This is a genomic window from Paenibacillus sp. FSL H3-0310 (assembly GCF_038002785.1).
Lineage (GTDB): Bacteria > Bacillota > Bacilli > Paenibacillales > Paenibacillaceae > Paenibacillus_AQ > Paenibacillus_AQ odorifer.
Genome location: NZ_JBBODC010000002.1, coordinates 217,167 through 240,137, shown reverse-complemented (window position 1 = coordinate 240,137; position 22,971 = coordinate 217,167). Strand labels below are relative to the sequence as shown.

The 22,971-nt window shown below is 44.5% G+C and carries 18 protein-coding genes; 11 read left to right on the top strand and 7 right to left on the bottom strand.

Annotated elements, in window-relative coordinates; genetic code table 11:
- Positions 1 to 52 precede the first annotated feature (52 nt).
- Positions 53 to 1,576, bottom strand: a complete 1,524-nt coding sequence (locus MHH63_RS20530; protein ID WP_076279449.1) for a flavocytochrome c — start codon at positions 1,574 to 1,576, stop codon at positions 53 to 55.
- 484 nt (positions 1,577 to 2,060) lie between these two features.
- Between MHH63_RS20530 and MHH63_RS20525 the strand changes: the two genes are divergently transcribed.
- From MHH63_RS20525 to MHH63_RS20515, 3 genes are all read left to right on the top strand, one after another.
- Positions 2,061 to 2,948 carry a spermine/spermidine synthase domain-containing protein gene (locus tag MHH63_RS20525; RefSeq protein ID WP_254848973.1) on the top strand — a complete coding sequence of 296 codons (888 nt, stop codon included), beginning with the start codon at positions 2,061 to 2,063 and terminating at the stop codon, positions 2,946 to 2,948.
- Between the two features lie 141 nt (positions 2,949 to 3,089).
- On the top strand, positions 3,090 to 3,479 hold the full coding sequence (locus tag MHH63_RS20520; RefSeq protein WP_076190099.1) for a VOC family protein: 390 nt from the start codon (positions 3,090 to 3,092) through the stop codon (positions 3,477 to 3,479).
- Positions 3,480 to 3,606: 127 nt separating this feature from the next.
- Complete coding sequence (locus MHH63_RS20515; RefSeq protein WP_341172054.1) at positions 3,607 to 4,383, top strand: aminoglycoside phosphotransferase family protein; 777 nt, start codon at positions 3,607 to 3,609, stop codon at positions 4,381 to 4,383.
- A gap of 226 nt (positions 4,384 to 4,609) precedes the next feature.
- On the opposite strand, the gene MHH63_RS28635 is transcribed toward MHH63_RS20515, so the two are convergent.
- Positions 4,610 to 4,684 (bottom strand): putative holin-like toxin, encoded by a 75-nt coding sequence (locus MHH63_RS28635; RefSeq protein ID WP_370510810.1) that lies wholly within the window; start codon positions 4,682 to 4,684, stop codon positions 4,610 to 4,612.
- Between the two features lie 371 nt (positions 4,685 to 5,055).
- Between MHH63_RS28635 and MHH63_RS20510 the strand changes: the two genes are divergently transcribed.
- The 4 genes from MHH63_RS20510 to MHH63_RS20495 all read left to right on the top strand — a co-directional run bounded on the left by MHH63_RS20510 (position 5,056) and on the right by MHH63_RS20495 (position 11,282).
- The gene (locus MHH63_RS20510) at positions 5,056 to 6,612 is read left to right on the top strand and encodes a glycosyltransferase family 39 protein (RefSeq protein WP_248549423.1); all 1,557 of its coding nucleotides are present in this window, start codon (positions 5,056 to 5,058) and stop codon (positions 6,610 to 6,612) included.
- 31 nt (positions 6,613 to 6,643) lie between these two features.
- A complete protein-coding gene (locus tag MHH63_RS20505; protein WP_076306694.1) occupies positions 6,644 to 6,892 on the top strand; it encodes a hypothetical protein in 249 nt (82 codons plus the stop codon).
- Positions 6,893 to 6,988: 96 nt separating this feature from the next.
- Positions 6,989 to 7,741, top strand: a complete 753-nt coding sequence (gene yaaA / locus MHH63_RS20500) for a peroxide stress protein YaaA (protein WP_076279447.1) — start codon at positions 6,989 to 6,991, stop codon at positions 7,739 to 7,741.
- Between the two features lie 175 nt (positions 7,742 to 7,916).
- The gene (locus tag MHH63_RS20495) at positions 7,917 to 11,282 is read left to right on the top strand and encodes a HEAT repeat domain-containing protein (RefSeq protein WP_341172053.1); all 3,366 of its coding nucleotides are present in this window, start codon (positions 7,917 to 7,919) and stop codon (positions 11,280 to 11,282) included.
- Between the two features lie 81 nt (positions 11,283 to 11,363).
- On the opposite strand, the gene MHH63_RS20490 is transcribed toward MHH63_RS20495, so the two are convergent.
- Together MHH63_RS20490 and MHH63_RS20485 are read right to left on the bottom strand one after the other, a co-directional pair.
- Positions 11,364 to 13,139 (bottom strand): ABC transporter ATP-binding protein, encoded by a 1,776-nt coding sequence (locus MHH63_RS20490; RefSeq protein ID WP_036684845.1) that lies wholly within the window; start codon positions 13,137 to 13,139, stop codon positions 11,364 to 11,366.
- Positions 13,126 to 14,937 carry an ABC transporter ATP-binding protein gene (locus MHH63_RS20485; RefSeq protein WP_341172052.1) on the bottom strand — a complete coding sequence of 604 codons (1,812 nt, stop codon included), beginning with the start codon at positions 14,935 to 14,937 and terminating at the stop codon, positions 13,126 to 13,128. The genes MHH63_RS20490 and MHH63_RS20485 overlap by 14 nt, the downstream gene beginning before the upstream one ends.
- Before the next feature lie 238 nt (positions 14,938 to 15,175).
- On the opposite strand from MHH63_RS20485, the gene MHH63_RS20480 reads away from it, so the two are divergent.
- The 3 genes from MHH63_RS20480 (at position 15,176) to MHH63_RS20470 (ending at position 19,670) form a co-directional block, all read left to right on the top strand.
- Complete coding sequence (locus MHH63_RS20480; protein ID WP_036684849.1) at positions 15,176 to 15,877, top strand: ABC transporter ATP-binding protein; 702 nt, start codon at positions 15,176 to 15,178, stop codon at positions 15,875 to 15,877.
- Between the two features lie 13 nt (positions 15,878 to 15,890).
- The gene (locus tag MHH63_RS20475; RefSeq protein WP_341172051.1) at positions 15,891 to 18,536 is read left to right on the top strand and encodes an FtsX-like permease family protein; all 2,646 of its coding nucleotides are present in this window, start codon (positions 15,891 to 15,893) and stop codon (positions 18,534 to 18,536) included.
- Between the two features lie 759 nt (positions 18,537 to 19,295).
- Complete coding sequence (locus MHH63_RS20470) at positions 19,296 to 19,670, top strand: hypothetical protein (protein ID WP_341172050.1); 375 nt, start codon at positions 19,296 to 19,298, stop codon at positions 19,668 to 19,670.
- Positions 19,671 to 19,813: 143 nt separating this feature from the next.
- Here the strand turns inward: MHH63_RS20470 and MHH63_RS20465 are convergent, their stop codons facing one another.
- Both MHH63_RS20465 and MHH63_RS20460 read right to left on the bottom strand, forming a co-directional pair.
- The gene (locus tag MHH63_RS20465; RefSeq protein WP_076308491.1) at positions 19,814 to 20,260 is read right to left on the bottom strand and encodes a GNAT family N-acetyltransferase; all 447 of its coding nucleotides are present in this window, start codon (positions 20,258 to 20,260) and stop codon (positions 19,814 to 19,816) included.
- 21 nt (positions 20,261 to 20,281) lie between these two features.
- On the bottom strand, positions 20,282 to 21,271 hold the full coding sequence (locus MHH63_RS20460) for a DUF4003 family protein (protein ID WP_340011924.1): 990 nt from the start codon (positions 21,269 to 21,271) through the stop codon (positions 20,282 to 20,284).
- 223 nt (positions 21,272 to 21,494) lie between these two features.
- Here MHH63_RS20460 and MHH63_RS20455 point away from each other — a divergent pair, with 223 nt between their 5' ends.
- Positions 21,495 to 22,337: an aldo/keto reductase gene (locus MHH63_RS20455; RefSeq protein WP_340011925.1), complete on the top strand. Its 843-nt coding sequence runs from the start codon at positions 21,495 to 21,497 to the stop codon at positions 22,335 to 22,337.
- A 44-nt stretch (positions 22,338 to 22,381) separates the two neighbouring features.
- On the opposite strand, the gene MHH63_RS20450 is transcribed toward MHH63_RS20455, so the two are convergent.
- Complete coding sequence (locus MHH63_RS20450; RefSeq protein WP_076305173.1) at positions 22,382 to 22,948, bottom strand: TetR/AcrR family transcriptional regulator; 567 nt, start codon at positions 22,946 to 22,948, stop codon at positions 22,382 to 22,384.
- Between the last annotated feature and the right edge of the window lie 23 nt (positions 22,949 to 22,971).

The window sequence follows — 22,971 nt, the reverse complement described above, 5'->3', positions numbered from 1 at the left end:
CTTGCCGATGCTTGAGCTTTTTGCTGTGAGGCCTATAGTATCTGTTATCTACTTATTTTGCTTTTATGAATTCAGCAGATTTGATCCCAGCTTGACGACCAAAAATAATGATTTCTGCAACAGAGTTGCCGCCAATCCGGTTTTGTCCGTGTAAGCCGCCTGTAACTTCGCCTGCCGCAAACAGACCAGGGATAGCTTCACCGTCTTTATTTAGAACCTCTGTGTTCGTATTGATCTTCACGCCACCCATGGTGTAGTGAATCCCAGGAGCAATTTTAATAGCGTAGAAAGGACCAGTGGACAGGTCATTGTCCATTCCTGTAGTTCTGCCAAATTCGGCATCCTTTTTATTCTTAACGGCGCTGTTCCAAGTATCAAGCGTTGTTGCCAGCTTATCCTCTGGAACACCGATTTCTTTGGCCAAAGCTTCGATGGAATCCGCCTGAATCACGAAGCCCATTTTGTCATATTGTTCAACAGCCTTCACACGGGATTTAACACCGGAATCAAAGACCAGCGTAGCTGCTTTATTAGGTAGTGTATTGATGGAAGCTGTTACTTTATCACGGGTATCCAATTCATTGGTGAACCGTGTACCTTCACTGGAAACAAGGATAGCGCCTTCCCCACGAACAGCTTCGCCGATGAGGTAGGATTTTTCTTGCTGCACAGTCGGGTGAACTTGGATTTGATCCATATCGACGGTTGTGCCGCCGAGTTTCTCAATCATCTTGATGCCGTCTCCGGTACTGCCGATTTGGTTAGTAGTAACGTAGCCTTCCAAGTCAGGTCTTACTTCGGAGATCAAATCCATATTGGCACCGAATCCGCCAGTGGTTACAACGACAGCATCTGCCGTAATTGTTTTTTCCTCTGTTTGGTTAAAGAGGACCTTGACGCCATTTACTTTGCCATCTTTTTCAGTGATTTCTTTGACATCAGCATTCACGAAAAGTGGGATTTCTTTCTCTTGTACGTTTTTTACTAAACCTTTGACAAGGTATTGACCCACAGCAGAGCCATCTTCAGGACGGTGTGTACGTTTTTCGTTCATGCCGCCTGTAATGGTGATATTGTTCAAGCGGATTCCGATGGAATCCAGCCAATCGATCGCACTCGCGGAATTATCAACGAAGAAACGAAGCATTTCTTTGTCGTTAGTGTCATGGCCACCTTTTAATGACTCTTCATAAAATAAATCATTGCTGTCTTCAATGTTTTGTTCTTTTTGGAATTTCGTTTCAGAAGCGTTCATTCCCGAAGAGGATTTGGTTGTGTTCCCGCCGGCAACCGGCATTTTTTCCAAAATAACAGGGTTCATGCCTTTCTCTTTGGCCTCAAGCGCCGCGGACATTCCCGCACCACCCGCACCAACAATGATGATATCATATTTATCTTTTAATTGATCGAATGGTGTGTAGCTTGCTTCAGATGCCCCGGAGACGGCTTCAACTTCTTTTTTCTCGTTGTTATTACTCTTGCTCTCGTTCACCTTGTCGTTTCCATTACCGCAACCTGCGGTAACGAGCATGACAGAGAGGACGAGACTCAGAGCACCAGCTGCTTTCTTTTTCATTGTTAACCCTCCACTTTTATATTTCTCTATTAAGATGTACCAAAAGAACCCGACAAAAAAGAAAGGAAGTATCAGAGGGAGTTGGAAGTGGAGAAGCGCGCGCGTCGCTGTTGTTCTCCAAACTTCAAATCTTCTACGGTTACGTCCACAGTTTCCATCGTTATTCTCTTTAGTTCATCTTCTTATTAAGTATACCATCAATCATGACTATTAGTGAAAGTTTTCACAAATTATACAAGTCGTCTATTCTAACATAGGTTAACGAAATATTGAGCAGATTAGCTGAAAAATGGACCATAAACCTTGCAATTAGAAGATTTTGACGTAAGATTTTCTCACTGTAGAAGTGGTAACTGTCACGGATTAGTAAAGCGGTTTTTGTTCTTCTGGATTTTTAAATGGTAAAATGAGAGTATTGCCTACTAGTCAATCTGGAAAGACTAACATGAGACATAGAAACAAATTCTAATTAATAGGTGAGAATATGGAATTTAATAATGTAATAAAAGAAAAAGTAAAAGAAGATAACTATAAAGTGTTTGCTTTACTAAGCCGCTATTTGAATAATACCCCCGACTTTATTAACAAAGAAGAAATTGAAGAAATCGTAAACTGTGGTGTATCTTATGAATACGCTTTTGGTTTAATGCTGGCTGCTGCTTTTGGGATGGATACGGTTGATAATGTTGATGATAAGGAATTGTTCAACCAATATTTTAGCAATATGCTTCATAAGCTTGATGCAAATGAATATTATGACAATCCATATTATAAAAATATCAAGATACCAACTATAAAGATTAATAATAGTGAATTAAAATATGAAAAATATAAACCTTTTGAAGGTTTTGTTTGCAATGATATCATCCGGACAGAAGAGGGAAGACAAATTCCTCAGGTTGGTTTTTTTCAAACTGAATTCATGTTCCCGGCTGTCTTGGAGAATGACAGAATCTGGATGACGATCACGCCAAATGAAATAGAAACAATGAAAGAAGCTGTTGATAAAGCGTTTGGGAATGTTCTTACGTTTGGGCTTGGACTTGGCTATTATGCTTATATGGTTTCTGAAAAAGTTAATGTTGAGAGCATAACGGTTGTTGAAAAAAATCAAGATGTCATTGATTTATTTAATAAATATGTACTGCCACAATTCAGTAATGCTCACAAGATCAGGCTTATCCAAGCAGATGCTTTCGAATATGCAGAACAACATATGTCTAAGGAAAAATATGATTTTGTATTTACGGATTTATGGCATGATGTTTCTGATGGAATGGATATGTATTTAAAAATGAAAAAGTTTGAAAAGGAAAGCCCGGATACTGTATTTATGTACTGGATAGAACAATCTATTTTATGTTATTTGTAAAAATACTTTTGCCCAGTAACTAAGCTCTGTAGAGTTTCTACAGGGCTTTTTATTATTTTATAGTTCATTTCATAATTTTTAAGCCTATGTTACTATTTCTATAACCGTAAAAGGAATATTTTAGAATAGTAGGTGTATTTTATGGAAATCGGCGCGATCACTTTTTTTGTGAAAGACATGGAAAAGATGGTTACCTTTTATCGTGACGTCATGAAGATAGCTATAGAATGGGATGGTGGCGTATTTACCGGGGTTCAACTGAAGAGTGGTGTATTCTTTAATTTGTGTCAGCGGGATGCACTGAATATGTCACAGCTAACCTATCCCAGAGGGATAAACGGGACTATGGAAATTTCATTTGGCGTTCCCTCACCTGAGGACGTTGACAAGGAATTTGAGCGTCTGGTAAAGGCAGGAGCGACTCCTGTAAAAGAACCTATTTCGCAGCCCTATGGGTTGCGTGAATCTGTTGTAGCTGACCCAGAAGGAAATTTGCTTGAGATCGTAGCGGGCATTCCAGAAGAATCATAGAGTCTATACAATCATGCGAAAGGAAGACCCATTTTTGAAAACTCCTATATCTATCATAAATTGGCTAGAGCACAACGAAATCATAAACGACTTATTAAATCAGGAAGACAGCTTAACTGCGCATACAATGGATCAAGGATTTGAAGCTGAGGTCATGAGGATTAATTCTGATCAAGAGAGCTATGTACTGAAAACATGGAATAAGGAATCCAGACCGGATGTCCAGTTTCAATATCGTTTATTGGATGTTCTATCCGAACGAGGAGTAGCCGTTTCTAAACCAGTGGGCTGGGGAATCAATCCGGAGGGACATAAGGTGTTGTTAACAAGTTTTGACGGAACCCCTATTCATAAAATGAATACCAGGAAAATGAAGGAACTCGCAAGCCTATTAGCAAAAATACATAAAATTCGTGTTGAAGAGATTGGAAATATACAACTGCCAAAATACGATTTCATCGGCTACTTTTTCCCTGAAGCTAAAGAACAATCTGATATTTATAATGTATTGACTTCTCTGGTTGAGCAAACTCCAATGAAGCAAGACTGTATCATTCATGGGGATTTTCATATCGGAAATATAGTGGAGGATAAAGAGCGATATACCATAATCGATTGGACGAACGGCCAGTTGGGAGACTCTAGATATGATTTTGCCTGGTCACTTATTCTGCTGAAAATATATATCTCTGAGCGTTATGCTGATGTGTTCAGAACTGCTTATCTATTGGAAAATGATATGGATCAGGAAGAACTTGAGATCTTTGAAGCTTGGGCATGTCTACGGTGGATTTTGCTGAGTAGAAGAGGTAGCACACCGAAAGGGCCTAATACAACGAAGAGAGTGAAAGGCTTAATCGCTAATAATCGGTTTTTAAAAAAGATGGATAGTAAATTGTTCTGATGTACGCAAGGATGGATGGATTTTCTGGGAGATTGGAAATGTAATGTAACACCGTACATTATTACGTTATTAAATTATTTGTGGTATATTAAAGGTAGAAAAGACGTAAAATGCAAAGAGAGCCGTGCTGTAACACGACTCCCAAGGCAATAGCCGCTTTTAAGGGCGGTAGGCTTCAGCAAATAGGACACGACAGATAGACCGCATGCCTTTGTGAGTGGGCGGTCTATTTGCGTTTATTGGACAGCAGCGCTACGATAAGCGAACCAAAGGTTAGCATAAACATCATTGCTTCAAACACTGTCACAAGGCATCCCTCCCTTCGGTGAGAGGTAGCCGACCGACCCTTTAAGCCTATTCTATTTGCTCCACCAGTATAGCATAATCGTTTGAAAGAGAATTAAGACTCTTGTCATAATACTCCCTAGGATTGGAGTAGTTTTCCATTTCCTCTCTTTGTCTCCGCAACTCTCTCCATTTTGAAACTTCCGTATCACATTTGCGATTTTTTGATTCCCAATTGTAGGACGTACCTCTCTTTCTAAATCTCTTCTTTGCGAATTCCCAAACTTCCGATTTTCATTGGATTTTCAGTTTGGGTGTTTATAATGCTTTTTATGAATCGGGGCAGCGGATTGTAAAGGGCTTTCGATTGCGCAAAGGAGGTTTTCCATGATAAGAGGAATTCAAAAAACATTGTATCTCATACTTGCATTCTTTATCGGTCTTTTTATCGCATCCTCCTTTTTTATTAGGGCGAAATATAATTATTTCGTATATGGGGACACGCCAATTTTGGAGAGACAACAGCTGGGTCTTTTTATTCTAGTGATCGCAGTGGTGCTGGCATTAAGCGTTATTTTGTATAAAATGTGCCTGAAGCTTAATAAGTACAGTTGGAAAATAGTCATTCCAGCCATACTGCTGTTTTCTTTTGCAATCCAGATGGTGATTATCTTTCTGTTTCCACGCATGCCGACGGATGATTCGCAGACAGTGCTTTCATTGGCACTCGACATGCTGTACAGGAATGATTATTCGTCGTTTGACACGAACGGCTATCTGCATATGTTTCCGTTTAATTTTTCGATCGTTTTATATTTAAAGACGTTGTTGTTGATCTTTCCGGATAATTATCTGGTAATCAAAATATTTAATATTCTGTTTACACTCTTAACCTCATTAATGATTTACATGCTGTATAAAGAGCTCAATTATAAGTCCAAGGATAAGGATTATGGCATCCTCGTGTTTGCTGCAACCTTTATCCCTTCATTGTTTATGAGTAATTTTATCTATAACGATGTGATCGCTACCGCCTTTCTGACAAGTGCTTTATATTTTGCCATAAGATTTATTAAAAGAAGGTCCATTAAGGATATTCTCTTCGCAGCTCTCTTACTGGCAATAGGCAACTATTTCCGCAGTATCGGTGTTATTTTTCTGATTACCGTGGTGGCGGGTCTTTTATTTAACATACGTTCTATCGGGGTGAAAAAGGTTTTTAGCGCTTTGTTTATCACGGCCATATTGTTTAATGTTCCCGGCTGGACGCAAAATGCTGTGCTGCAGGCGACGAATGTTGTAGATGAACCGATGAACGAAAATTCCGCACCTGTCTACATGTGGCTGAATATGGGGATCAATCTGGAGACGTTTGGGTTCTGGGACAACCGGGAGAGCTACGCTATCTATCAGCAGGATGCAAATTATAATAAGGCAGAAAGTACGGAGTTATTTAAAGAAGAAATCAGTAATAAACTCTCCGAGGCGGGCCTAAGTGACTTAGTGAAGATGTATTATAAAAAAATCGTTTGGACCTGGACGGAAGGAACCTACCAGATGGAACGATATGGGCTCGGAAATGACGGATCATCCAGTAACGGGGGAAGAATGGGCTTTGTCATGGACCGTTATAGCTACACTAATGCTGCTACGGATTTGTTTAAGGCAGACTCCAATTATAGAAGCGGAATGTTGTGGCTGCTGTATGTTCTGAATTTTCTGATGTATGTATTTATACTCGTTCGCTTAATGGGTGGAATAAGAGCCAAAAGATTTGAAGAGACCTCTTTGATTCTTGTGGTGCTGGGCTTTATCGGATTCTATCTTTTATGGGAGATCAAGTCCCGGTATATTTACCCGGTGTATCCGCTGCTAATCGTATTATCCTACATGGGTTTTAAGGACGTATACGATTATATGTTAAAAAGATATTTTCCACGTTAACTATGTTCGCTCGGAAAGAGGGGATTCAAAGATGCGGATCAAGCGGTATTTCGCTTTGCTCATAGCAGTGCTAAGTTGTTCCATGGTGCTCGTCTCCTGCGATGCTATTACCGCACAGAAGATAACGAGTACTGACTCCGGGTCAAGAGCGAACGGGGGACAGGGCTTCACCGGCGGACGGGGGAAAGATGGGGGCGGATCTCCCGGCATGAATGGTGGGTCAAGGAGAAACGGCAACCCAGGTACAGATGGCGGTGGCGCACAAAGTGGGCGGCAGTGAACAAATTTCATGAACTTGCCCCAAGCCTACGAAGATTAAGTGTGATAGGATAAGGTTACATTTAAATTCCCCGCGGGGGTAAGAAAAGGGAGCACCATGAGAATCATTATATCGCCTGCCAAGAAGATGAAGATGGATACGGATTTCTTGGATTGCCGCCAGATGCCGCAATTCATAAGCGAGTCGCAGACTCTTCTGGCCTTATTACAAAAGTTGAATTATGAAGAAGCCAAATCGTTATGGAAATGCAATGATGCCATCGCCACGCTGAATGTGGAGCGGATTCGGGATATGGATGTAACACGGAATCTTACACCGGCTATTTTTTCTTATGAGGGTATCCAGTACCAGTACATGGCACCAGGGGTACTTCAAATGGAGGAGCTGGAATATCTTCAGCAGCATTTACGGATATTATCCGGATTCTATGGAATCGTCCGGCCATTTGACGGCGTTGTGCCGTACAGGCTGGAGATGCAGGCAAAGCTTAGCGGACCTGGTTTCAAGTCTATCTACGAGTTCTGGAACAGGAAGCTGGCAGATCAGCTGTTTTCGGAGACTGACATCATTCTGAATCTGGCCTCTAAGGAATACAGCAAGTGCATCTCCCCTTACATTGGCGGGAATGTTCGAATGGTTAGTTGTGTATTCGGGCAGGAGATCGGCGGTAAGGTAGTAGAGAGAGCGACCCTGGTCAAGATGGCCAGAGGTGAAATGGTACGCTTCATGGCTGAGCGGCAAATCAGCTGTGTGGAGGATATCAAAGGCTTCGACGGATTTGATTTCAGCTTTGCTGATGAGCTGTCGGATGAGCGTACGTATGTGTTTATTCAGAAAAAGAATGACTAGAGCAAGCAGTACATGATGGGTAATTCTGAAGGGGGTTGAATAACCTGCTTCAGGGTTACCTTTATTTTTTGGTCAACGAAACCAGATGCTGAATTCTAGTTTTTTTAAAGGGGATAGATTAGGGTATAGAGAATAAAGTTCGGGTGGAATAAGAACAGGTTAACGAGGAGGACTTATGATTTTCAAAAGAGATCCATTGGATAAACAGAGCTTACTTAAAGAATTGGATTCGCTAGGCTATTCCGACAGAATCAAAAAAGTAGCAATCCTAGGCCGTGATCATCTCGGATCTGTCCAGTACTCCCAATTACTAGCCTCTTTGCTGGAGGAGGGTGTTTATGAAGCACGACTTGCCTTAATCGGCGCCATTGCAACACAAGATGCTGCTATTATTCTATCAGCACTGCGGCATCCCAAGGCAAGTATCAGAAATACGGCTGCGGGTCTTTTGGCAAAGGTGGCTTCGGATGCTGATATTGAACGTGAGCTCCCCCATTTATCCCATGATTGCCGCCGCAAGCTTCTGCACAGTATTTCACAGATTAACCGTCAGGAATTGGCGGAACGTTTATTGCCTATGGTGTACGCCCGGTGGGGGGCGGAGGAAGCCGCGATTATATTGCCGGCCTGTTATTCGGCAACGGTAAGTAAATGGCTTGCTGATATCGGATATGCCATAAAAGACTGGAAGAAATTATCCAGCCGACATCTTAACGTAGTAGCAGAATACTTTGCAACAACACTGGAAAGCACACCACTTAGGGAAAAAGGCTATGTCTGGTGGAGATTCTCATCAGCTCTGGAGATCCTATGCAATCTGCAGGCAGATTTGGTGCTGGAGTGTGCGCTGAACCATGGACCTATGGGCATCATACATCCTGCGTTAAAAGAACAGCTTGGCACGCTTGTACGCCAAAATCCTAATAAGGTATATCAGCTGTTAACACGAACGGAGTCGCGGAGCGATCTGATTTCTTATGGTGTTCCTGAAGCTGTTCTTAAAAGGAAAAAATATTTATCCATGGATCAATGGATGGAGATAGCGAAACTACTCGCAGATCACCCTATGCACATAGCAAAGCTGCTTCAGAATATTGCACCCTCTAACCGCAAGGTCATTTTCGATGCTGTGTATGAAGAAGATAAACGCAATGAACGCATTTTTCCGGAAAGATTACTATATGTATTACCACATGTCTTGCGTGACAAGGAAGCCACCCGGATGCTTGGCCTTCGTGAAATCAATGATGACCGGGAGAGAACAGTCAGATTTACTGCTTGCCGTTCTATTCTTCATTCAAGAGCGGGACTTGAACAAGCAACACAGGTATCCAGTGCAGACGAACGTGCCACGGCGCTTATGCAGCTGATCAGAAGTACCGTTCTGTCGAGACAGGGCATGAATGAAACTTTGGTGTACCTGGGCCGGATTAAAAATGATCAGGATCCTGTCCGGGGCGCTGTGTTTAAAGAGCTATCGGAAAGTCCTGCGTCTGTGTTCACGGATGCCCATGTACAAGAACTTACTTTGCTTGTTGATAGTGTTATAGAGGCTAGAGATACTTCATATGGTACAAAATTTTCCGTTCAACAACTGGCGTTTGCTATTCTTCGGCATAACGCATTACATCCTCACGGTGAGCTGTTCAAGTTTTCTTTAAAAACGATTCAGAAATTGGCCAAGCAGAATGGGCAGCTTTCCCTTCCATCCTTGGAGAAGAATTTACCCCGGGGAGTAGAAGAGATTATCTTCGACGAAATTTATACATTAGCTGTACAGGCCAACAAAAGAGAAGATTACAATCTGGTGTTAAGCCTAGCTAGCTCTTTCGGTAAAAGAGGTTACGGCATCATAAAACTTCAGAATCTGTTAAAGGAAGCAACGAGGGCAAAGGCGGATTCTACAGCCATACAAGCGGCCAGATACTGGCTTGCGCCTCGTACAACGCGTGATGCCAGAGTTAAGGAATTATTAGATTTAGATAAATCGTATATTACGATCCATGAAGTGTTCCAGCATCTGCATCTGAAGCGTCAGGAATGGCTCGATCCTTTTATTTCAGGAGCTGTCATTAAGGGCAAGTTCCTATCAGGCAAAACTATCTATCTTGTGCCGGCCGCGGATGGATTCTACAGATGGCTGCCACGTCAGCAACAAGCTTTAAGTGCCTTATTAGAAAAAATTGCATACGATGCCAAACGTAATCTTTGGGAGCGTGCAAGCGTTATTAAGATCATGGCAAGCATGCCTGATCTCGGTTCGGATAGGTTACTTGGGCTTATGCAGGATAAGGAAGTAACTGTAGTAGAAGCTGCACTTCATGCCTTTTCGCTTATGGAAGAACCGGAGAAGGCACTTCCCGTTCTGCTGGAGAATCTGGATGGGGACCGGGCCCGTGTAGCCATGTACTCGATACCCAGATGCATCCGCAGGGTGAATCCGGTGTTACTGGTTACCATGCTGAAAGAGCTTCTGAATCGGGATAAGCTGAAGATCACTGTCAGAAAAGAAGCCATCCGCTTACTGGGCGCTTATAGAAGCGATGACAGCCTTCCGCTATTAATGAATGAGTTCGAGAAACCCAATGCACACAAGGATGTAATCATAGCCATAGGGCATGCTGCGAAACAGCTTTTAGATGATGAACGCGCTTGGGATATGTTAAGTACAATGGCTTCTTCATCAGAAAGTGACATTGCAGGAAGTTTATTATCTCAACAGCCTAATGCTCTTCCGCTAGACTTTAGACCACGTTATCTAGGATTAATCCTTGAAATCGCAAGGCACCAAGATGCGTATATTGGCAGATATGCTTTCATTTCTATGATGCGGTGGACAAATGGAAATGAAGGGATTGTTGCAGCTGCCACCGCTCAGTCTATTACGGATTTGGAAGACAGCACTAGATGGGAAACTGCTATGAACACGCTGGTAGAAACCTGTCGCGATGGTAAGATCAATGAGGTTGTAGTTGGTGTATGTCAGAGACTGGTTAGTGCAGCGATAAGGGATGAATGGAACGCCACTGCCAAAAGAGATTTGCCTCATCGGCAACGTCTACTGAAATTAGTCAACCAGCTGATAGCGTTGCCAAAAATCACCCGGATGCACCTTATCCCTTTGTATACGGATCTGATTGACTGTCTGGCATCTGATGAGACCTTACAGCAAGCTGTGATGAAATTGTATATAGCAGCAATAGATTGGAATAATGTGAAGGAATCCGCCAATTATCTCAATCGGATGGTTACCACTATTTCAAAGCAGCCCCAGCTATTAAGCGATGTCTATAAGCAGGTCGCGTATAATTTAGAAGAGAGCACGGGATACTGGAGTCCGGAAACTTTATTGGAAATTGTAGATGTTCTAGGGTCTGAGAGCCGTTATGAATCTCAGTATATTGGACTTTCGTTGCTTGAAGTTGCCGGAAGTGCTCTATTGTGGAGTCCAGAGCCTGCAGAGCGTCTGCGGTTGTACAGAAATCACACGAACCTTGCGGTTCGCTCACTTGCGCTAAATATTTGGACGGCGATAGATTAGTTTTTGATATTTTTTGAAAATAATAAAACATCAAAAAGCTCAGGCTGCAAATCGGCCTGAGCTCTTTTGGTGTTTATTCGATTAAGCTTCCATCTTCTGTGCTGTGTAGAGGCGGTAGTAAAGGCCCCGCTGTGCGATAAGCTCATCATGTGAGCCGCTTTCCGCGATGCCTTTGTTAGATACGTACATAATACGATCGCAGTTTTTTACGGTGGAGAGGCGATGCGCGATAATGAACGAGGTGCGTCCCTTAAGCAGTTCATTCAGCCCTTTTTGCAATAAGCGCTCAGTCTTCGCATCAATGGAAGAAGTGGCTTCATCCAAGATGAGAATGCGCGGATCTGCCAAAAGTGTTCTTGCGAACGAAATGAGCTGCCGCTGTCCTTGAGACAGCTTGGAGCCACGTTCATTGACCTCTGTCATGTAGCCTTGATCGAATTCACGGATGAATTCGTCGGCGCAAACGGCCTTTGCAGCGGCGATTACTTCTTCTTCGGTCGCATCCAGTCGGCCGTACCGAATATTGTCCAGAATGGTACCGGAGAAGATGAAGCTATCCTGTAACATAATCCCCATCTGGCTGCGAAGAGATTTTAACGTCACCTGCGAGATATCCTGGCCGTCGATCAGAATCTGACCACTGGAAATGTTATAAAAGCGTGAGATCAGATTGACGACGGTTGTTTTGCCCGCACCTGTGGGTCCTACCAGCGCGATGCTTTCTCCCGCTTTGACCTTGAAGGAGATATTCTCCAGAATATTAAGCCCCGGGTCATAGGCGAAAGTTACATCGTCGAAGGTGACATGGCCCTGTACAGATGGCAGTGTTTTTGCATCCGGGATATCACTGACGGTAACCGGTTCATCCAGCGTTTCGAAGATACGCTCAAGATAGGCAACGGCGTTGATGAAGTTATTGTACAGGTTCGAAAGATTCAGAATCGGCTGCCAGAAGCGGGCAGCGTAGCTGCTCATCGCCAGAATGACACCGAGGGTCATGTCTTGAGGACTCAGTGTTAGTAGGCCTACAAGGAAAATTAATGATGTAACGATCGTAGACAAGTTGTCTACAGAGAACGGAATAAGTAAGTTGTAACGTTGAGCCTTCATCCATTCTTTACGGAAATTACCCGCGAGACGTGTGAAGATTCCTTCGTTACGTTGTTCCCGGGAGAACATTTGTGTCACACCAATACCGCTAATGCTCTCTTGCAGATAGGCGTTCAGGTTGGAGCTTTTGTTGGACACTGCTTGCCATGCCCGGCGTTGCCGGGTTTTGATCAGCAGCATGATGCCAAGGAAGACTGGCAGTCCGGCAAGGATGACAAATGAGAGTCGTACATCGACAGCGAACATGAAGGCTGCGATAAAGAGCAAATTCACGATTTCTAGAATAAAGTTGATAATCCCGTTGGACAGCACATCTGAAACGGCGTTGACGTAGTTTACGACCCGGATAAGGATCTTGCCCTGTGGACGGTCGTCATAATATTTAAAAGGCAATTCTTGCAGATGCTTAAACAAATCCGTTCGGATGTCAAAAATAATATCCTGCCCAACACTCGTCATGATGCGCGAGCGTATCGTAGCCAGATAAACGCTGACCACGATGGTCACAAGCATCAGTGCAGCCCAACCCAGCAGTGCAAGCTTCTCTTTTGCCGGAATGGTCACGTCGATGACATGTTGCATGATCAGCGGAGCCGACAGTGAAATGGCTGCTGAAAGTGCACTGAGCACGAACGCAACAATCATTGGCGTTTTCTTTCGTTTGATATATACCATCGCACGCCGGAAGTGTTTTATATTAAACGGCGATTCAAGATTTTCATCGACGTCAAATTTATTCCTTGCCACTTGCGGTCACCTGCCTTCCAATACCCTCGTTCTGCAGTTTAAACACTTCGTAATAGTAACCACGTTTCGCTAGCAGTTCAGTGTGTGTCCCTTCCTCAACTAGCTTCCCGCCATCCAGAATGAGAATACGGTCGGCTTGCGAGGTAGTAGATACACGCTGCGCAATAATAATTTTCGTACAAGGATAGTCCAGTTCACGTAGACTTTTTTGGATATGCTCCTCCGTCTCAAGGTCGACCGCAGAGGTCGTATCATCGAGAATCAGAATAGGACGGTGTACCGCCAAAGCACGCGCTAAGGCAATACGCTGCTTTTGCCCCCCCGACAGTCCGACTCCGCGTTCCCCGACAACGGTATCATAACCTTCAGGCATTTTGGTAATGAAGTCGTGTGCGGCTGCGAGCTCTGCATAACCCATTGCATCTTCTTCCGGAAGATCAGGATCGCCATAGGCGATGTTTCCATCAATGGTATCAGAGAACAAGAGTACATCTTGGGTCGCCATGCCGATATTTCCACGAAGTTCATCAAGCTCCAGCTGCCGAACATCAACACCGTCTACGAGTACGCGCCCTTCAGCTACATCGTAGAAGCGAGGGATGAGGTTGATGATTGTTGTTTTGCCTGATCCTGTCGCGCCCATGATTGCTACAGTTTCACCGGGTTCAACGGTAAAGCTAATATCGTCCAGTACGATAGCGCTATCATATTTGAAGCGGACATGATCGAATTCAATACGGCCTTCATAACGGCGTTTGTCAGTGATAGTATGCTCGTTAACAATATTTGGCCGGGCATAATAGATATCTACGATTTTGGACAAGCTCGCAAAAAAGCGCTGAATGTCGTTGATAATGATACCGATGTTGCGCATAGGGTTGGATATAGCCCAAATAAGTGAAGAGAAGGCCATAAACTCACCGAAGGTGATCCGGCCGTTCATAAGGAACAAACCACCAACCAACATAAGGATTACGTTGAAGCCCTGAGCGAAGGATTCCAGATAAGGAAAATAATCAAGCCATACAAGGGCAGCCTTTTTGTTCGCTGTAGAATAGTTGACATTCTTCTCTGTGAATTTTTCGACCTCGAAATCTTCACGGGCAAAAGCCTTGACCACACGGTTGCCTGAGATATTCTCCTGTGTAGTCGTGTTAAGCTGGGACAGCCGTTCACGCAGGTCAATATACATAGGACGGACGCGTTTAGCGAATATGTAAGCCACGATAAAAATGGGTGGTGACAGGATAAGCATCCACAGCGTCAGTTCCGCATCTATGGTGAAAAAATAGATAACGGCGGCAAGGAAGATCGTTAGCGATTCAATGATCGTCTTAAAAATCCAGGCCATAGAGTGACGGACCATGTCCAGATCGCCTGTCATCTTGGTCATGAGATCGCCGGTACGATTATGATCGTAGTATTTTCTGTCCTGTCCCTGAATTTTGTTGTACAAATAAATGCGGACATTGTACATCATATTTTGCGAGGATATCTCGTACTGCATGGTCGTGAAATATGCGAGACCTGTGCGCAGTAGAGAAAATCCGATCATGCCCAGACAGAGCATAATCAATAATTGCCGTTCTTGTGTAAGATTCTGCAGGGCGTTGTCACCGGCTATAAACGTATCGACAATGCGCTGACTGATGTACGGATTCACGATTGTAAGACTTGAGCCCACCACCGAAAGGCAGAGTGCCAGAATGTATCGCGTCCGGTTTCCCTCTAGGTTCTGCCATAGCCATTTCAGTTCGAACATCTGATCACCTGTTTCTGATTGTTCTTGTTCCTTCACTCTTGCCTGAAAAGAGTAAATAAAACAAAGTGATTATAACATTATCAAATGACTAAGTATCGTTTACGGTAAAATTTCCTTGTTACATTATTGTTACAAAAAAATGAACTTATTAATGATGTGAATTTCACCTTGTGTAATGAGGGTTTGCCATTCGGGCTTGGGCGTTCTAATTATGATAAACTGAGACAATGTAGAGTAATTAGACTTAGTTCGGATAGGGACAGGAGGAAGAGGAATGAGTTTTGTTGCTGTAAAAGGGGAGTACAAGCGTTACAAGATGGGCGAGAATGTAATTGTCGCGAATGACGGGATTGATTTTGAGATAAAAAAAGGTGAATTTGCCGTGATCGTCGGCCCAAGTGGTGCGGGTAAATCTACGGTGCTTAATATTCTGGGTGGCATGGATTCCGCCGATGAAGGTCAGGTCATTGTGGATGGCATTGATATCGCCAAGTTTAGTGCCAAGGAGCTGACAGGCTACCGCCGAAATGACGTAGGTTTTGTATTTCAGTTCTATAATCTAGTACCTAATCTGACCACACTGGAAAATGTTGAGCTTGCTTCGCAGATTTCCCCGCGTGCACTAGATGCACGTAAGGTGCTGGAGGATGTGGGTCTGGGCGCGCGGTTAGATAATTTCCCGGCTCAGTTGTCCGGTGGTGAGCAACAACGTGTCGCTATCGCCAGAGCGTTGGCTAAACAGCCGAAGCTGCTGCTCTGCGACGAGCCGACAGGAGCGCTTGATTATAACACAGGCAAGCAGGTGCTGAAGCTGCTGCAGGATACTTGTCGTAACACCGGGACAACGGTCATCGTAATTACACATAATCTGGCGATCGCCCCGATGGCTGACAGGGTTATAGAGATTAACAACGCTAAGGTACGGAAGATGGTGATCAATCCTTCGCCGGTATCCGTTGACGATATTGAATGGTAAGGAGAAGGCATCTATGAAAAAGCGAGCATTGTGGGAAGATATTTTTCGTGAAATTGGGCATACCAAAGCCCGGTTTATTTCGATTTTTGCAATTATTATGTTAGGCGTCAGCTTTTTTGCCGGAATCAAGGCCACTGGGCCAGATATGCTGAATACAGCTGGAACCTTTTACAAAGAGCAGCGCTTGATGGATCTGAAGGTGCAGACTAACTACGGCCTGACCGAAGACAACATCGGGTTACTCAGAAATGTACAGGGGATCGATGAGATTCAGCCGAGCTATAGTGCAGATGTATTCATAGGTGATAATGCCTTAATACTTAAAGTCAATTCTTACAACACGGATAAACCACTTAATCAATACCGTATTATTGAAGGCCATCTACCGGAGCGTTCCGGTGAAATCGTGCTGGACGATAAGCTAGCGGAAGAATATGCGTTGGGTGACAAGGTATCTTTCAGTGGAAACGGTACGGATGCGGAGTTGTCGAACAGCTTCGAGACATTGGAGTATACCGTAGTTGGCTTTGTTAGAAGTCCACAGTTTATTGAGCAAAGTACCCGGGGCACCAGTGGGATCGGCAAAGGTACGGCGGATGCGTTCGCCGCGATCCCGGAGTCAGATTTCAAGCTTCCGGTGTATACGGAAGCCTATCTGTCCTTTAAGGATACAACCGGGGTGAAGGCTTATTCGCCGGAATATGAAGATCTGATCGAACAGCATACCCATGCTGTAGAGCAGGCGATGTCCGGCGTGCCGGAAGCACGGCTTGCTGAGCTGCGGGCGGAAGGCGAGAAAGAGCTTTCTGGTGGCCGCGCAAAGGTGGCCGCCGCCGAGCAGCAGCTTGCGGATTTGCAGCGCCAGCCGGAGGAAGTGCAGCAGGAACAGGCTGCAAGTATGAAGGCAATTGCTGCCGGACTTGCTTCTGCCAAGGAGGAATTGGCGGCAGGGGAGCAAAAGCTTGCAGAGCTGGAGCAGCTTAAGGTCTACGTTACTGACCGAAGCGCTAATCCGGGATATGCCGAATATAAAGATAACGCTGATCGGTTGTCGGCGATTGCCAGTGCGTTTCCTGTGTTCTTTTTCCTGATTGCTGCGCTGGTCAGCTTGACGACCATGACACGGATGGTTGAGGAGCATCGCCTGCAGATCGGGACACTGAAAGCACTTGGTTATGGCAACCGCGACATTATGGCCAAATTTCTGGTCTATGGTACGCTTGCCAGTCTGGCGGCTTCAATTGCGGGTCTTGCGGTTGGTTTTACCCTGTTTCCGGGTATTATCTACGATGCGTATAGTGCAATCTATAATTTACCGGATATCACGAAGAACTTCTATCTTTCGTATTCGATCATATCCGTTATCGTAGCGTTAATATGTACTACGTTGACGGCGTGGATTGCTTCACGGGTAGAATTACGCAGCAATGCTTCCGTATTGATGCGTCCGAAGGCACCAAAGAGTGGCCAGCGTATTTTACTGGAGCGGATCACTTTTATATGGAAGCGATTGAGCTTTGTCCAAAAGGTTACCGCACGGAATCTATTCCGCTATAAGCAGCGGATGTTCATGACTGTATTCGGCGTGGCTGGCTGTACAGCGCTGATCCTGACGGGATTTGGTCTCAAGGATTCAATTGGCAGCATCGCCGGGTCGCAATTCGGCACGATTATGAAATATGATGCACTTGTGGCACTGCATGAAGATGTGTCTGCCGATGTGCTAAAAGCCTACGACCAACTAATCACTGGTGAATCTGCAGTAACTGGGACGCTGAGTGTGGCGCAAGAACGGATGACCGCACATGCTAGTGGTGTAAATGACCAAGAGGTTCATCTGTTCGTTCCTACCTCCGTTAACTCTTTATCCGATTTCGTGGAGTTGCGTGATCGAAAAAGTGGAGAAGGACGGATGCTTACGGATGATGGGGCTATTATCTCAGAGAAGCTAGCTAAGCTGTATGGGCTGGAGTCTGGCGATAAATTGACCGTGGTGGACAAAGATAATGAAACATTCGAGATTGAGGTCGCGGCGATTACAGAGAATTATGTAATGCACTATGTTTATATGACACCGGCGTATTATGCTTCTGTGTTCGGAGAAAAACCAGTATTCAACACAGAACTTCTGAACTACACCGCACATGATAAAACATGGGAAGACAAATTTGGTGAGAAGCTGACGGCTAATGAGGGCGTCGCTGCCATCAGCTTTTCCAGCAGTGTAGGCTCCGCCTTCGATGAGACTATGAAGAGTATGGACGTTGTAACCTTGGTGCTCATTGTTTCAGCGGCGGCATTGGCTTTTGTCGTCCTCTACAATTTGACCAATATCAATGTGTCCGAGCGGATCCGGGAGCTGTCAACCATTAAGGTACTGGGCTTCTACGACAAGGAAGTAACCATGTATATTTACCGCGAAAATATGCTGCTTAGCCTACTCGGTATTGTGGCTGGATCGGGTCTCGGCATAGTGCTGCATAGCTTCGTCCTGAAGACGGCCGAGCTGGATGCGACGATGTTCGCTCCGATCATCAAGTGGCCAAGTTATATTTATGCGGCGCTCCTAACCCTATTGTTCTCCGGTATAGTCATGGCGTTCATGCATATTAAGCTCAAACGAATCCATATGATAGAGGCTTTGAAGTCGGTGGAATAGCATCTAAAAATGCCATAGCTGCGGCTCTTTCTATGAAATAGCTTCACTGGAGTCCGAAACTATGCCTCAAAGGCGATAAATGAGCAAATAGCGTCCTCTGAGTCCGCAAGGAACAGGGGATGGTTAGGACCCGACGCTATCGTTCGCTATCGTTCGCTATCGATGCCATCCGACGATTTCTGACGATATTGGATGCTATCGGAAAACTATGCCTGACGCTATCGGACGCTATCGGACCCAGATGACCTTAAACGCCGGATTATCCGCCATTTGGGATGTTATCGGACTCCATAGCAGCTATTGGCATAAAAAACGCCAGAAATGAGGCTCTTTCTATAGAATAGCGACACTGGAGTCCGAAACTATGCTTCTAAGGCGATAAACGTGCAAATAGCGCCCCCTGGGTCCGTAAGTAACTGGAGATGGTTAGGACCCGAAGATATCGGAGCCATCAGCTGCCATCCGACGTTTTCTGACGATATTGGATGCTATCTGAAACTATGCCTGACGCTATCGGACGCTATCGGACCCAGATGACCTTAAACGCCGGATTATCCCCCATTTGGGATGTTATCGGACTCCATAGCAGCTATTGGCATAAAAAACGCCAGAAATGAGGCTCTTTCTATAGAATAGCGACACTGGAGTCCGAAACTATGCCTCAAAGGTGATAAATGAGCAAATAGCGTCATCTGAGTCCGGAAGCACAGAGAGCTTTGATTTGGCGATGTGCATGAGGGTATATGCGTAGATTTAGAAGTGGTTGCAGAAGTAGAAGTAGAAGTAGAAGTAGAAGTAGAAGTAGAAGTAGAAGTAGAAGTAGAAGTAGAAGTAGAAGTAGAAGTAGAAGTAGAAGTAGAAGTAGAAGTAGAAGTAGAAGTAGAAGTAGAAGTAGAAGCAGAAGCAGAAGCAGAAGCAGCAGCAGCAGCAGCAGTAGCAGTAGCAGCAGTAGCAGTAGCAGCAGCAGAAGCAGTAGAAGTAGAAGTAGCTGTAGCAGTAGAAGTAGAAGTAGAAGTAGCTGTAGCAGTAGAAGTAAATGTAGATGAAGAAGTAGAAGTAGATGCAGATGTAGATGTAGATGTAGATGCAGAAGTAGATACAGCTGAACCGAATACTCGGAGCCGTTTCGCCTAGCTCCTCCTATCCGCTCCTAGCTTCGCCAACCTAAACTGCAGACAACTAAACAACAGAGCTGCGTTCTCAAACGAGAGAATCGCTGCTCTGTTGTCTTTTTACAATATTAAAATGCATTGAACTGTCTCCTGCATAGGAAAAAGCTACTTAAGCGACATGTGCAGGATAGGAAAAGGATTACCTTGTTCGTCGAGTGCTGAACGCTCAAAAACCTGAAATCCCATATGCTCATAGAAACCTAAAGCTTGGGGATTTTGCTCATTCACATCCACGAGGTGTACGGCGAGTTTCTGCATGACATAAGCTACTAGCGCTTTTCCAACCCCTTTTCCCATTGCAGTAGGTTCTACGAACAGCATTTCAATCTTTTTATTCTGAACCCCTATGAAGCCAAGCAACTGTTCCTCATCATCTGTAAAAGCAAACAAATCGCTTATGCCCTCAAGCGCCTGCGTGACCAGCGGCCGCAAAGCATCAATATCCTGCTCGGATAGAAAAAGATGAGTATGCCGCACGGATGATTCCCAAATGTTCAGTAGACGGTTTAACAATTCTTCATTTCTAGTTGTGAAGATTTTTATTGAGTCCATATCTTTCCCTCACGATTCAATCTAATTCGAAGAAGAAGCTGCAGCCGCAGCTGATGCAGCCGCTGCCCCGGCAAGAGCAGCCTGTTGCGCAATTACAATATTGGTAATGTTGGTAGAAAGCATCGTAGTTAATACGCCGTTTTGCACATCCTCCACAGATCTGAAGGCTACCAGTGCAGAAGACAAGAGCAGTAATTCCTGCTTGCCAATAGACCAGTTCCCGAAGCCCTTTTTTATACGCAAAAATTCGTAAGTCTCCGAGACATCAGTAACGATGTCCTCCTTGTTGCAAGGGAGCAGGGATAACACGCCCAGTGAGGAGAGGGTATATTCCTTGTCTAGCCGGATACCCTGTGCACGAAATGCATCTCTTAATGCCAATACACGGTCCGCTGCTTGAGGGGCTTCTTCCCCAAGAACCAATACCTGGGTCAGGGCTTGCACACTGTTGCCTGACATAAACTCGGGCTTAAGCGTTACATAGAGCTGCTCCATGCGGTCCACGCCACTCTCAACATCGATATCGGAAAGACCAAGCATCGCGGAGAAGATATAATCGTCCTGTCCGGTAAGGAAACGATGTTTTGCCTTCATACTATCGTAAAATAGCTTTGCCCGTTCTACCGTACGCTGATATTGATCCGATGTTTCATTAGCAGCGATTTGATAGGCAGCAACGACGAGATAATCAGAGGCTCTGAATTTGGCTTCCTTCATTAAATCATACACGGCAAGTGTGTTTGCAAGCAGAGTTTCCTTCTCGTCAGAAAGAGAGAGCAGGGCAGCAATGCTGATCACCGAAGTCCCTCTAAATTGAGAGAAAATCCCGGTACTCTCCTTAATTAGCTCATAGCTGGCACGGATGGCTTCGTCATCTGCAACTTTGTCTTCTACAGCATACAATAGTGCCGCTAACCGATTAACCATTGCATTTTGCCATGGGAAAGCTTTTTTGATCCTCTGAGCGTTGTCTGCGAACAATTCAAGCCTAGCTGGATATTGCTCCTTCATTGGATACACCTCTTATCTCTACTTTTAATTCATAACATTACGAAAATCCTGTGTTGTAGATTCATTTTACTATAAAAAATAAATCGGATGCCCACGAAAGCGGCTTACTAATAGGCTAGAGGTTGTTCAGGTGACCCGATGATTGAGTTTACTATGAGAATGTTATAATAATTATAAGATGGATCGACAGAGGTTTAAATGACAACAAAGGAGAAGAGCGACGATGACTGAGAGAATACCTGAAATCGTATTGAACGATGGAGTGAAGGTGCCTGCGATTGGTTTTGGTACCTACGCGTTAAACGGAACTGAGGGAGCACAAAACATCACTAAGGCGATTGATGTTGGCTATCGTCTGATCGACACTGCGTTTAATTATGAGAACGAGGGTGCTGTAGGCCAGGCTGTTCGGCAAAGTTCTGTGCCTAGGGAAGAGCTACTCATTACTTCCAAACTGCCAGGACGCCATCACTCTTATAAAGAAGCGTTGTCTACTATACAGGAGTCTTTATTCAGAGCCGGATTGGATTACTATGATTTCTATCTCATCCACTGGCCTAACCCTAGAGTGAATTTATATGTTGAGGCCTGGCAGGCGATGATCGAGGCACGTAAGCAAGGGTTGATTCGCTCCATCGGTGTATGTAACTTTTTGCCGGAGCATATTGAACGTTTGATACAAGAAACTGGTGTAGCGCCGAGTATGAATCAGATTGAGCTGCATCCTCACTTTAATCAGGAAGAGCAACGTGCATGGAACAGAGAGCATGGGGTAGTGATTGAATCGTGGAGTCCATTGGGACGGGCTAGCAGCATACTGGAAAATGAGAAAATAGCGGAAATAGGCAAGGTTCATAATAAATCGATATCGCAAGTTATCTTACGTTGGCATATACAGCTTGGGGCTATTCCCATTCCAAAGGCTTCTTCTCTAGAGCATCAGCGTGATAACCTGAATATTTTTGATTTTGAATTATCGGAAGCTGAGATGACCGTTATTTCCGGATTAACCTCGCCAACAGGTCGCATAGCTGATCAAGATCCCGCATCGTATGAAGAATTTTAATAAATTTAACTACAACACGCCATTTATTGGCGTGTTTTTTTATATTAGACTCTTACTAGCGCTTTGGCATACTGTTTGCCAGATGAGAGTAGGTTGTCGCTCAGTTCAGGATCTTTAACCGTCCGTGCAAGAACAAGGGAGCCAACCATAGTACTGAACAGTGCGCTACCTTTGGACGCGTCAATTCCTGCCAGATCAGAGATAAAAGCAATCATCCGTTCCAGTTCCTGCGTGAATACCTGCCGAACTTCTTCTGAGGAACGGGATATTTCGCTAGAAAGGGCAGGGATAATGCAGCCCATCTCCATTTTGTCGCGGTGATACGGACTTAAATAATAATCAATGACAGCATCGATTTTGGGGTTCTGCTCTTCCTGGTCAGCGACCTTCTGCAGAAGTGCGATGGTATCGCTGATGGCATACCGGCAGGCTTCCGCGACAAGCTGTTCTTTATTGTCAAAATGGGAATAAAACCCGCCATGAGTTAATCCGGCCCCCTTCATAATGAACGGAACGCTTACATCGTGAATACCGTTGGTGCGAAAAGCCTGAGCAGCACTTTCAACGATTTTATTTCGAACTTTTATTTTATGACCTTTGGGATACGGCATTGTAATCACTCCACAGCTTCATA